The organism is Shimia aestuarii (assembly GCF_022814865.1).
GTDB lineage: Bacteria > Pseudomonadota > Alphaproteobacteria > Rhodobacterales > Rhodobacteraceae > Shimia > Shimia aestuarii_A.
On the sequence record NZ_JAKVRD010000008.1, the window covers coordinates 97,455 to 109,812 of the forward strand.

Below are 12,358 nucleotides of genomic sequence, written 5' to 3' on the forward strand. Positions count from 1 at the left end.
CGACGGTCGGACAGTTTATCCCTCCACCGGCGGCTCGGGCCGCAGTTCCGAGACGAACTTGTCGAAATCGTCTGCTGCCTGGAAATTCTTGTAGACGCTGGCAAAGCGCACATAGGCGACGGTATCAATCCGCGCCAAGGCTTCCATCACGATCTCGCCGATCGTCTTCGAAGGAATATCCGTCTCGCCCATGCTCTCAAGCCGGCGCACGATGCCGGAAATCATCTGGTCGATACGCTCCGGCTCGACCGGGCGTTTCTGCATCGAGATGCGGATCGACCGCTCGAGCTTGTCTCTGTCGAAATCTTCGCGGCGGCCATTGGTCTTGACGACCACCAGATCGCGCAGCTGCACCCGCTCATAAGTCGTGAACCGTCCGCCGCAGGCCGGACAGAACCGGCGCCGCCGGATGGAGACATGGTCCTCGGCTGGCCGCGAGTCCTTTACCTGTGTGTCGATATTTCCGCAAAACGGGCAGCGCATGGCCTTCCCCTTCTCTCGTCTTTTCCGCCTCATTGGGTGTTGGGTATGCTCCCAACTTATCCACAGGCACTATAGGCGAGCCGCTAGGGTTTGGGTAGAGGGGAAATAGACCCCCAAGATAAGCGACAGAGGGAAAAATCTTTGCCTTTCCCCCTGTAACTCTGTCGCGTCAGAGCTATCTCTAAATGTAAGACAGGGGTTTCCCGCCCCGAATTCCAATTCAACGTCCCAAGTGCGCCGCTACGCTTCGCGTATGCGGCGCATTTCTATGTTCAAAAAGGTAAATGCCCTGCCATGTGCCAAGGACAGGCCGCCCTCCACTGACCGGGATGGAGAGGGAGACCGGCATCATCGCCGCCTTTATATGGGCCGGCATGTCATCAGGGCCTTCATAGGTGTGCGTCAGATAGGCCATCGACGGATCGGTCGTCGGTGGCACGAGCCGATGAAAGAAATTCCGCAGGTCTGTTTGCACTTCGGGGTCCGCGTTCTCTTGGATCAACAGAGAACAAGAGGTGTGGCGCACGAAAAGCGTCAAAACACCATCCACCTGTCCCGCCTCGCGCACCCAAGTGGTGACATCACCGGTGAACTCGTAGAGGCCCTGCCCCCGCGTTGAAATCTGAAACACAGTCTGCATGGCGCAACCCTGCCAGAGCGTCCGCCCCTTGCCCAGCGATTTTGCCCGACTGCGGCCTACCAATCCATTTCGTAAGTGCAAAGCCCGCGCGCATTGCCAACCGAGATGTTGAACCCGGCGAAATCAAACCGTAACGAGTAGTTGCCGCCGTCCCCCGGCCGCGCCGCATTGGCAAGAAGACCAGCACTCGGCGCAAGGGTAAACCCAACCCCATAGCCGCGCTCTGTCTTGGCCACTGCGCGCGGGGTCTCAACATAGAGACGATCCGTGGCGCCAGCCCCAAGCTCCCGCAACGCATAGCGCCCTGCTTCGCACCAGATCCGAAGATCGCCACCTTGCAAGCCTTCAACCACTTCGAAACGCGCATCTCCCGGCAGCGGGTTGATTTTCCACGTCGGATCCGGACGCATCGTTTGGGCCGTCCCTGTGCTGGCGACAAGGCAGAACGCAACCGCGGCCTTCAACGGGTTCCACATTGTAACGGCCCTCTCTTTCCAATGCCTTTTCATTACCTAGTGCCACAGCCCGCGAACGCCAACCCTTCGGCACTGGACGGAAAAGGCCCGCCCTTTTGGGGCAGGCCAGCGTTGTTTACTCGGCGGCGTCAGCGGCCGCTGTCTCAACCGGTGTGTAGCTTAGGCTATAGCCTTTTTTCGCCAGCACCCTGACAAGCCGGGCGCCGCGCTTGGTCGCCGCTTTGCGAGCGTCCTTCCATGCGGCATCACGCTCCTGCTTGGAGGCTGTGGGATGCTGCGCTCTGAATTCCTGGAACCAGGCGGTGCGCCCGATCAGGCGGGCAACCCGGCGCCGCATTTTTTGCTCTTCGGTGAGCGGGGTCTTGGTTTTTTCCATGTCTGATTTTCCTTGTGAAAACATGGCGGCGGCCCCTTGGAACAAGGGCCGCAGACGGCAACCGCGCCGCCATAGCTCGGAATACACCAACCTCCTGATCCTGTATCGAAAATTCGGATCGGTCCGTGCCGCATATCGGCGCTTTTCCGCTCTTTCCCGGCAACGAAAAAGGCGCCCCGCGGGGCGCCTTGTTTCCTATTGGTCGAGGAAGCTGCGAAGCTTCCGGCTGCGGCTCGGGTGTTTGAGCTTGCGCAGCGCCTTGGCTTCGATCTGACGGATCCGTTCGCGTGTCACGCTGAACTGCTGCCCCACCTCTTCAAGCGTGTGGTCGGTGTTCATGCCGATGCCAAACCGCATCCTCAACACCCGCTCCTCACGCGGCGTGAGCGAGGCGAGCACCCGTGTCGTCGTTTCCTTCAGGTTCTCCTGAATGGCCGAATCCAGCGGCAGAACCGCGTTCTTGTCTTCGATGAAATCGCCAAGTTGGCTGTCTTCCTCATCGCCAATCGGCGTCTCGAGAGAGATCGGCTCTTTGGCGATCTTCATCACCTTACGCACTTTCTCGAGCGGCATCTGAAGCTTCTCGGCAAGCTCTTCCGGCGTCGGTTCGCGACCGATCTCGTGCAGCATCTGGCGCCCGGTGCGGACAAGCTTGTTGATCGTCTCGATCATGTGGACCGGAATACGGATCGTCCGCGCCTGGTCGGCAATCGAGCGGGTGATCGCCTGACGGATCCACCACGTCGCGTAGGTTGAGAACTTGTAGCCCCGGCGATACTCGAACTTGTCGACGGCCTTCATCAGGCCGATGTTGCCTTCCTGAATAAGGTCAAGGAACTGCAAGCCGCGGTTGGTGTATTTCTTGGCAATCGAGATCACCAGTCGCAGGTTCGCCTCGACCATCTCTTTCTTGGCCTGACGCGCCTCTTTCTCGCCCTTCTGGACCTGCTGCACGATGCGGCGGAATTCCGAGATGTCGAGACCGACATACTGACCCACCTGCGCCATGTCGGCGCGCAGCTCTTCGACCTTATCGGTCGAGCGCTCCATAAACATCTGCCAGCCGCGGCCCGGCTTTTGCGCCATTTCGTCGAGCCATGTGGGATCAAGCTCACGGCCACGATAGGCTTCGATGAACTCGCGACGGTTGATGCGCGCCTGGTCGGCAAGCTTGACCATGGACGAGTCGATCTGCATCACGCGGCGGTTGATCCCGTAAAGCTGGTCGATCAGCGCCTCGATGCGGTTGTTATGCAGGTGAAGCTCATTCACCAGAAGCACAATCTCCGAACGCAGTTTCTGGTACTTCTTCTCTTCGCCTTCCGAGAAGCTGTCATCCTCGTTAAGCGTCGCGGAAATCCGCACATCCTGCATGTCCGACAGAAGCGCATAATCCTGCGCGATCTGATCCAAAGTTTCGAGGACGCGGGGCTTCAACGCGGCCTCCATCGCGGCAAGCGACATGTTCGCCTGCTCGTCCTCGTCATCGTCATCATCCTTGGCAATCGGGTTGCCATCGGCATCGAGCTCTGGGCCCTGCTCTTCTTTCTTCGGGGCGCTGTCGACATTGGCGGTCTCGACGACGGGTTCTTCCTCATCTTCGCCCATCTGATTGCCAAACGTCGCCTCGAGGTCGATCACGTCGCGTAGAAGAATCTCCTCGGACAGAAGTTCGTCCCGCCAGATGGTGATCGCCTGGAAGGTCAGCGGGCTTTCGCAAAGCCCCGCAATCATCGTGTTGCGGCCGGCCTCAATCCGCTTGGCAATCGCGATCTCGCCTTCACGGCTCAAAAGCTCGACCGACCCCATCTCGCGCAGGTACATGCGCACCGGGTCATCGGTACGGTCAAGTTTCTCGGTGGTGCCCGAACCGAGCGCAACTTCGCGGTTGGACGACGAAGTATCGACCACGGCGGTGGATTTCTGCTCCTCCTCCTCGGCCTCTTCGTCCTCGATGATGTTGATGCCCATCTCCGACAGCATCGACATCACGTCTTCGATCTGCTCGGAACTGACCTGCTCGGGGGGCAAGACCTGGTTGAGCTGGTCGTAGGTGATGTACCCCTTCTCCCGCGCCTCGGCGATCATCTTCTTGACGGCGGCCTGGCTCATATCGAGCGAGATCTCCGCTTCCTGATCGGCGGGCTTCTGGTCGTCGGTGTCTTTTGCGGCCATGCGGTGCTCCTGCGGAAAGGGCGTGGGTGATTCGGTTTAACCCGAATCAATAGCGCGATCTGGTGATTCGCACACCCGTTTACCCTGTTTTCTTTACCTGTTCCTCACCAAAGTGACTCATCGGCCTCGTCCGCGTCCGCCCTTGGTGAAATCGATTCCCTTGGTCAACGCGTCGAGCGCCTCGCGCTCTTCGCGATCTACTGCCACGCCATTGGGGGCTTGTTCATACTCGGCGGCGTCCTCCTGACGCACCCGAAGCGCGTTATTGCGCGCCTCCGCCGCTTGACCAAGACGCCATGTCACGGCCTCATCTGCAACCCCCATAAGGTCTTCGGCGGCTTCCGCGACCTCGGCCAGAAGACCACTTGTCGTCTTCATCTTGGCCAATTCCTCGACCAACGTCTGCCGCGCCAGATCGGCATCGCCCGGATGACGTACCGCAGGGGTAATCGCCACATGGGGATGCCCCAAGAGCGTTTCAACCGCCTCCGGCCCAAGCGCTCCTTCAATCGCAGCTTTCGGATCGGGTGTGTTGGCAAAGCGCAACAGAGCGTCGCGCAACCGCGCATTCTCCGAGTGGCGGCACTCCATGCGTTCGATCTCATAGTCGAAATCGTCAAGCACCTCCGGCGTCGAAAGCACCACCGCCAAGACCACCGCCTCGCGCAATTGCTGTTCGACCGCGCCCTGCGCGGCGGCCAACATGGAGGCCTTGGTATGGCTTTGCACGACGGGTTTCGGCGTCCATCCTTTGAATGGTCCCTTCGACGTGACCGACCGCTGCGGCCGGAACAGAGACCAGCGTAGCTCCTTGATCGCCTCGCCATAGTGGCCCCGGATCGACGGATCGCGGATCAGCTTGAGCTTGTCACGCAATGTCTTGTCGAGTGCGGCTTTGCGCTCGGGGCTGTCAAAGACCTTCCCCTCGATCTCGCGCTGCCAAAGAAGATCGACCATCGGCTTTGCCTGATCGAGCACGGCCTGAACCGCCGCGGGCCCCTTGGCGCGCAAGAGATCGTCCGGATCCTGCCCCTCTGGCATCAGGGCGAACCGCAGGGATTTCCCCGCCTCAAGAAGCGGCAGCGCAAGATCGATCACCCGCATCGCCGCCCGAAGCCCCGCCGTATCACCATCAAGCGCGATGATTGGCTCAGGCGAAATCCGCCACAACAGTTCCAACTGGTTTTCCGTCACCGCCGTGCCAAGCGGCGCCACGGACGCGCCGAACCCCGCCTCGGCAAGCGCGATCACATCCATATAGCCTTCGGCCACGATAAGCGGTTGGCCCTTGCCCGCCGCTTCTCGCGCAGGCCCGTGATTGTAAAGGCTGCGCCCCTTGTCGAACAATTCGGTCTCGGGGCTGTTGAGGTACTTGGCGTTGTCATTGGGGTCCATCGCCCGCCCGCCAAAGGCGATACAGCGCCCGCGCGCGTCGCGGATCGGGAACATGATCCGGTTGCGGAACGTATCATAGGGCCGCTTGCCCTTGTTCGAAGGCTTGGCAAGACCACAGCCGAGGATCAAATCCTCCGCCACACCCTTACCGGTCAGATGGTCCCAGAGCCCCTGCCAGCCATCCGGTGCAAAGCCGATTTCCCACCGATCCCGCGCCGCCTCGGACAATCCTCGCCCATCGAGGTAGTCGCGCGCCGCCGCGCCGCCGCCAGTCTTGAGTTGCAGGCGAAAGAACTGCACCGCCTGCTCCATGACATTGGCCAACTCAGTGCGTCGATCGGCTTTTTCCTGCGCTTGCGGATCGCGCGCAGGCATCTGCATCCCGGCCTCCTCGGCCAAGATTCGCACCGCCTCCATAAAGTCGACATTCTCGGTCTCACGGACAAAGGAAATCGCATCGCCCTTGGCATGGCAGCCAAAGCAATAGTAATAGCCCTTCTGGTCATCTACATGAAATGACGCAGTTTTTTCGTGATGAAAGGGGCACGGCGCCCACATGTCGCCCTTGCCCTGATTGGATTTGCGCTGATCCCACATGACCTTACGACCGACCACATGGGTCAGGCTCGTACGGCTACGCAGTTCATCCAGGAATCCGGGGGGCAGGCTCATGGAGCGAATATAGGCGCGGTGCTGCGCCCCGTCCAGACGCCCTTACTGCTTGACGCAGGTCTCGTAGTAGGCCGCGCCCGGATCATTCTTGAGGTCTTTGCGCTTGAGCGTGTTGTAGACCCAATCGACGATATGCGGCACGGCGGCAACGTACCTGGCGGCCACGGCCGCATCTTCGCCCGAGCTCATCATCTCGACCGCTTTCTTTTCGCGCACACGGTCTTGCCGAAGTGCCACTGCCCGGTTCACGATATCAGCCTGCATCTGACACTCGGCCTTCTGATCGGCGAGCGCGGGGGACAGGGTCGCGGCGAAAAAAGCGACGGTGACGGGAACGAGAAAACGCATATGTCTGCTACCTTTGTCATTCGGACTGCGCCGAAAATGTCAGGCTCACCGGCGCGCGGCAACCCCTTTCATCGCGGTCTCGAGATCGTGAACAAGCGTTCCGGCCATGGATCGGAAGGCAAGAATGAAAAACGCCTCGTCGCTGATCCGGGTGATCGACACGCTCATATGCTGCAACATCGTGCGCACCGAATGGCCGCGTTTGAACACCGTTTGGCGCAGATCAACCGGCACCAGCCGCGCCAGCACGTTCTCCGCCGCCGCTCCCTCAAGCCGCACCATCGCCCAGGCGTCCGACTGGTCCGTCATCGCCGCATGGGCCGCAAGACCCGCATCCGGCTCCGGCCCAACAAGCATCGCCTGCCCCTTGCCAATCCAAATCGCCCGCGCGCCCTCCTTACCCGTCGCCCGGTTTGGCGCGGGAAACACCATGCCATGCGCGGATTTGAGCGCCTGCGAAAGCGCCTTCTCCTGACCCTGCTTCGGCTGAAGAGAGGTCAGGCGGGTCATCGCGACCTCGCTCAATCGTGAGGCGCCATGCTCGACCGGCAAACGCCCGCCACAGGGGGATTTCGCAACCAACTCAACCACGCACACGCCCTCCTTCGGGATCAAGGAACACCGGATCGCAGACCTTGCAGCGCGTGGTCACGCCACGCAAATGATCGACCATCGTGATCTCTTCGCCATGCCGCGCCCGCCCATTGCGCAGGAACGCAAGGCCAAGCGACGTTTCTAGCGTCGGAGAGAAACAGACCGAAGTGACATAGCCTTGCGCGTTGCTACGCACCGGCTCGGCGCCCGGCTCAAACAAATGTGCCCCTGCCGTGATCTGTTTCACAACGCCCACCGGCATGAGGCCGACCAACTGCTCGCGCTCTTCGCCCGAAAGGCCGGGACGCTCGCTCATCGTCTTGCCGATACAGTCCTTCTTGGCACTGACCAACCGTCCCATACCGATATCATCTGCCGTCACCCGGCCATGGATTTCCGCATGGGTGATAAAGCCCTTCTCGATCCGAAGCACGTTGAGCGCCTCCATCCCGTAGGCCCCGCCGCCCATCGCTTCGGCGCGCTCGAGCAAGAGCTTGAACAGGCTCTCGCCATAGCGCGCCGGGACCGCGATCTCGTAGGCATGTTCGCCGCTAAAGGAAATCCGGAACAACCGCCCCGCCACACCGCCAATCGTGGCCGGCCCGCAGCCCATGAAGGGAAAGCTCTCATTGTCGATCTCTTCCGCCACGATCCCATTCAGGAGGTCGCGCGATTTCGGCCCGGCAACGGCGAACTGCGCCCATTGCTCCGTCACCGAGATCATCGCCACGTCGAGATCAGGACAGAGGCACTGATGCACATATTCGAGATGGCGCATCACCTGCCCCGCCGCCGCGGTGGTCGTGGTCATCACGAAATGATCCTCCGCGATCCGCGCCGTCGTGCCGTCATCCATGACAAACCCGTCCTCTCGCAACATCAACCCATAGCGCACCTTGCCGGGCTTCAGTGTCGAGAACGTGTTAGCATAAACGAAATCGAGGAATTGGCCCGCGTCCTTGCCTTGAATGTCGATCTTTCCGAGGGTCGATACATCGCAGACCCCGACCGTGCCACGCACCATGTTGACCTCGCGGTCACAGCTTTGCCGCCACGTGCGCTCGCCCGTCGCCGGGAAATAGCTCGGACGATACCAAAGCCCCGCCTCGATCATCGGCGCTCCGCGCCGGACGCTCTCGGCGTGACTCGTCGTATGGCGTTGCGGCGCAAAGCCCGTGCCTTGCCCGCCCGCGCCAAACGCCGCGATGGCGACCGGAACAAAAGGCGGGCGGAAAGTCGTCGTGCCCGTCTCTTCGATCCCGCGCCCCGTCGCATCGGCAAGAACCGCAAGCGCTGCAACATTCGAGTTCTTGCCTTGATCCGGTGCCATGCCCTGCGTCGTATAGCGTTTCATATGCTCGACCGAGCGGAAATTCTCCTGTGCCGCGCCCTGCACATCTTTGACCGTCACGTCATTCTGGAAATCGAGCCACGCGCGCCCCTTGCCCGCAACCGCCCAAAGCGGCTCGATCCTGTAGGGGCTATCCTCACTCTCAGGCACCACGGATTTCTTTGCCTTCACACCCAGATCGCCTAGCGCCCGAAGCGCCGCTTCCGCGCCTTCGACAAAGGCCCGATGTGTCGAAAACGCGCCGTTGCACGCGCCCACGGCCTCCAACCCCGGAATGGCTCCCGGCACAGGCACGAAAGAATGGATGCCGCCATGCCAATTCGGCCGCCCGTTCATGTGGCACGTCAGATGCACCGTCGGGTTCCACCCGCCCGACATCGCGAGGCAATCGGTCTGGACCTTGTCGACGCTGCCATCGGCGCGCCGATAGCTCACCGCCTCAAGCCCCTTGCGCCCCTCGCTGCCACAAACTTCCGCGCCCTTTATAACCTCATAGCCCGCGCCCTCCGGCGCCTCCGCGCGGCTGTCGATCACGGCGGCCACATGCACGCCTGCATCGACAAGATCGCGCGCCGTGCGATGGGCATCGTCATTATTGGCAAAGATCGTGACACGCTGCCCCGGCGCCACGCCATATCGGTTGAGATAGGTACGCACCGCGCTCGCCGTCATAATGCCGGGCCGGTCATTGTTCGGGAAAGCAACGGGCCGCTCAATCGCCCCCGCCGCGAGCACCGCGCGCTTGGCCACGATGCGCCAGAAACATTCGAGCGGCCGCCCCTCGCGCGCCGCAACATGATGCGACACTCGCTCCAGCGCGCCATAGGTGCCTTGGTCATAGGCCCCAGTGACAGAGGTGCGCGGCATGACCCGCACATTGGGCAGGCTCTCGAGTTCCCGCACCGTCTCTGCCGCCCAATCGGACCCGGCCATGCCGCCGACCTCGAACGTCTCACCATTGAGCCGCCCACCAAGAAGGCTGTCCTCGTCACAGAGGATCACATCCGCCCCCGCGCGCCCCGCCGTCAGCGCCGCCATAAGCCCCGCAGGCCCCGCGCCGATCACCAGCAGATCACAGAAGGCAAACGCCTTCTCGTAATACTCCGCATTCGCCTTCCCGCTCAGCGCCCCGATCCCTGCCGAGCGACGAATGACCGGCTCATAGAGCTTTTCCCAAAACACCTTGGGCCACATGAAGGTCTTGTAGTAGAACCCCGCACCAAGGAAGGGCGCGAACAGGTCGTTGACGCTCAGGAGGTCATAGTTGAGCGACGGCCAGCAATTCTGCGAGTGCGCCGCGAGGCCATCGTAGATTTCCTGCACCGTCGCGCGCACATTCGGATCCTGCGTCGCGCCACTTCCAATGGTGACAAGCGCGCTGGATTCCTCGCTGCCGGCCCCCATAATGCCGCGCGGACGGTGATACTTGAACGACCGCGCGACAAGCTTCACATCATTGGCCAAGAGTGCCGAGGCCAGAGTATCGCCCTGAAATCCCTCTAGCTGCCTTCCGTCAAAGCTGAACCGAACTGGCGTGCCGTGATCGACAAGTCCTTTTCCCGCAATCCTCATGACGCGCCCTCCACGAGCTTGCGCCTGCGTTTCTCGGCAAGTTCGGTCTTCAGGACCTCATGCGTGACCGTATTGCGCGTCACGACGACCCAAGCCGCACAGCCCGCTTCGTGATACCAGAGGTCGCGGGTCACCCCCGCCGGGTTGTCCCGAAGGTGCAAATATGTGTCCCAAGCGTGGTCGCCCGCCTCCGGGTCCGGCCGCTCGAGGAGCACCGCATCGCCCACGTAGTAGAATTCCCGCCTGTCACGTTCCCCGCAGAGGGGGCATTTGATCCGCATGGTGTGTCCCTCCTCAGTGCAGGTTATGCTGAGAGCCGGTGCCCTCTTCATCCATGATGTTGATCCCCGTCCGGAACCGGTCGAGGCGGAACTTCTCGGCGACCTCGTGGGGCGTGTTCGTGGCCATCAGATGCGCCATGCACCAGCCCGACGCCGGCACCGCCTTGAACCCGCCGTAGTTCCAGCCACAATCGATATAAAGCCCCTCGATCCCGTCCATCTTGTCGATGATCGGGCTGCCATCCGGGGTCATGTCCATGATCCCGCCCCAACTTCGCAGGATCTTTGCCTTGCCGATCATCGGCATGAGCGTCATCCCCGCCTCCATCACATGCTCCACCATCGGCAGGTTGCCGCGGCTCGCATAGGAGGCATAGAAATCAAGGTCGCCGCCAAACACCAGCCCGCCCTTGTCGGATTGGCTGATATAGAAATGCCCCATGCCGAAACTCACCACATGATCAATCACGGGCTTGAGCCCCTCGGTGACAAAGGCCTGCAAGATATGGCTCTCGACAGGCAGGCTCCGCCCCGCCATCGCCGCCACTTGACCAGAGCGCCCGGCGACAACGATCCCAACCTTGCCCGCTTTGATTGGCCCCTTGGTCGTCCGCACGCCTTTGACGACGCCGCCCTCGATATCAATGCCTGTGACTTCGCAGTTCTGGATCAGGTCAACGCCCCGTTCCGACGCCCCGCGTGCATAGCCCCAGGCAACCGCATCATGACGCGCCGTGCCGCCGCGCGGATGATAGAGCCCGCCATAGATCGGGAACCTCGCCTGTTCAAAATCGAGATAAGGCAGATGCTTGCGCACCCCAGCCTTATCGAGAAGGATCGCGTCATCGCCTTGATTGACCATCGCATTGCCGCGCCGCGCAAAGGCATCGCGCTGCCCATCGCTGTGAAACAGGTTGATGAGACCGCGCTGCGAATGCATCACGTTGTAGTTCAGCTCTTCCTCAAGCCCCTCCCAGAGCTTGAGTGAATGTGAATAGAATTCCGAATTACCCGGAAGAAAGTAGTTGGCGCGTACGATCGTCGTATTGCGCCCGACATTGCCGCCGCCAAGATAGCCCTTCTCCAGCACTGCGATATTCGTAATCCCGTGGTTACGGGCAAGGTAATAGGCCGTCGAAAGCCCATGCCCGCCGCCGCCGATAATGATCATGTCATAGGCGGGTTTGGGTTGCGCATCGCGCCAATGCGCCTGCCATCCCTTGTTACCGCTGAGGCCCTCCTTGAGAACCCGCAAGCCGGAAAACCGCATCTTGTCCTCCACACATCGTCTGACCCGACTGAACCAAGTCCCGCCGAGCTTAGCAATGGGCGACCGCCCGCCAATCCGAAGTTTTCGACAGGAACCTGTCTACCAGCGACCAACTCGCAACGAAGTCAGGCGCTAGTCCGGGCACGCCGCGTTGCGCTCTTCAAGCGTCAGGACACGCGGCGTACATGTCGCCGCACCATCCGCATCAAAGAACGGTGCCATCGTCGCCGCACGACCAAGCTTTGCCCGCAAATGCCGCCGCATGATGTTGAACCCCGTGCGCGCAAATCCGTATTTGCGCACCGGTGGCCCCTCGCCCGTCGCACCTTCGGTAAAGGTCTCGGCAGTCAGCGGCCCAAGCGGGTCGCGCGCCTCCTCCGCCACGGTATGCACAAGCACGCCCGAGAAACAAAGCTTCGGACTGGGCAGCGTGTTGAACAACGGCGTGTTGCAGCACTCGGCATACCAACGCATCAGCCCCTTGGGAGAGAGGCGCAGGCAGGCCACATGCGTCGCGCCCTCGTCGATGCGAATATGGGCGGGGGTGGTCTGGTAGATGTCCGACCCACCCCGCGCATTCAACAAGTCCGAACGCCCAAGCGCATGCGCCGCTGTCTGGCAATCCTTGCAATAACAGGTGATCCGGCTGCCCGCTTTCCTGTCAATATCCACAAGCCTGCCGTTGACGGTGCCGCACGTGCAGGAGAACGGAATGTCACCCATGT

At 61.3% G+C, this 12,358-nt stretch carries 12 protein-coding genes; all 12 read right to left on the minus strand.

Going from position 1 to position 12,358, the window contains the following annotated elements; all coding sequences use genetic code 11:
* Nucleotides 1-15: 15 nt before the first annotated feature.
* Nucleotides 16-483: a transcriptional regulator NrdR gene (gene nrdR, locus MK745_RS10210; protein ID WP_243613190.1), complete on the minus strand. Its 468-nt coding sequence runs from the start codon at nucleotides 481-483 to the stop codon at nucleotides 16-18.
* Nucleotides 484-703: 220 nt separating this feature from the next.
* Nucleotides 704-1,123 (minus strand): secondary thiamine-phosphate synthase enzyme YjbQ, encoded by a 420-nt coding sequence (locus MK745_RS10215; RefSeq protein ID WP_243613191.1) that lies wholly within the window; start codon nucleotides 1,121-1,123, stop codon nucleotides 704-706.
* A gap of 56 nt (nucleotides 1,124-1,179) precedes the next feature.
* Nucleotides 1,180-1,599, minus strand: a complete 420-nt coding sequence (locus tag MK745_RS10220; protein WP_243613192.1) for a hypothetical protein — start codon at nucleotides 1,597-1,599, stop codon at nucleotides 1,180-1,182.
* A gap of 115 nt (nucleotides 1,600-1,714) precedes the next feature.
* Nucleotides 1,715-1,975 (minus strand): hypothetical protein, encoded by a 261-nt coding sequence (locus MK745_RS10225; protein ID WP_243613193.1) that lies wholly within the window; start codon nucleotides 1,973-1,975, stop codon nucleotides 1,715-1,717.
* Between the two features lie 195 nt (nucleotides 1,976-2,170).
* Entirely contained in the window at nucleotides 2,171-4,150 is a 1,980-nt protein-coding gene (rpoD, locus tag MK745_RS10230) for an RNA polymerase sigma factor RpoD (RefSeq protein ID WP_243613194.1), read from the minus strand.
* A gap of 117 nt (nucleotides 4,151-4,267) precedes the next feature.
* Complete coding sequence (dnaG, locus tag MK745_RS10235) at nucleotides 4,268-6,217, minus strand: DNA primase (RefSeq protein ID WP_243613195.1); 1,950 nt, start codon at nucleotides 6,215-6,217, stop codon at nucleotides 4,268-4,270.
* Nucleotides 6,218-6,259: 42 nt separating this feature from the next.
* Nucleotides 6,260-6,565, minus strand: a complete 306-nt coding sequence (locus MK745_RS10240) for a hypothetical protein (RefSeq protein WP_243613196.1) — start codon at nucleotides 6,563-6,565, stop codon at nucleotides 6,260-6,262.
* A 45-nt stretch (nucleotides 6,566-6,610) separates the two neighbouring features.
* Entirely contained in the window at nucleotides 6,611-7,156 is a 546-nt protein-coding gene (locus MK745_RS10245) for a sarcosine oxidase subunit gamma (protein ID WP_243613197.1), read from the minus strand.
* Nucleotides 7,149-10,082, minus strand: coding sequence for a sarcosine oxidase subunit alpha family protein (locus MK745_RS10250; RefSeq protein ID WP_243613198.1), 2,934 nt, complete (start codon nucleotides 10,080-10,082; stop codon nucleotides 7,149-7,151). Before MK745_RS10250 ends, MK745_RS10245 begins: the two co-directional genes overlap by 8 nt.
* Complete coding sequence (locus MK745_RS10255; protein WP_243613199.1) at nucleotides 10,079-10,363, minus strand: sarcosine oxidase subunit delta; 285 nt, start codon at nucleotides 10,361-10,363, stop codon at nucleotides 10,079-10,081. The genes MK745_RS10250 and MK745_RS10255 overlap by 4 nt, the downstream gene beginning before the upstream one ends.
* A gap of 13 nt (nucleotides 10,364-10,376) precedes the next feature.
* A complete protein-coding gene (locus tag MK745_RS10260) occupies nucleotides 10,377-11,633 on the minus strand; it encodes a sarcosine oxidase subunit beta family protein (protein ID WP_243613200.1) in 1,257 nt (418 codons plus the stop codon).
* 132 nt (nucleotides 11,634-11,765) lie between these two features.
* On the minus strand, nucleotides 11,766-12,356 hold the full coding sequence (locus tag MK745_RS10265; RefSeq protein ID WP_243613201.1) for a DUF6151 family protein: 591 nt from the start codon (nucleotides 12,354-12,356) through the stop codon (nucleotides 11,766-11,768).
* Between the last annotated feature and the right edge of the window lie 2 nt (nucleotides 12,357-12,358).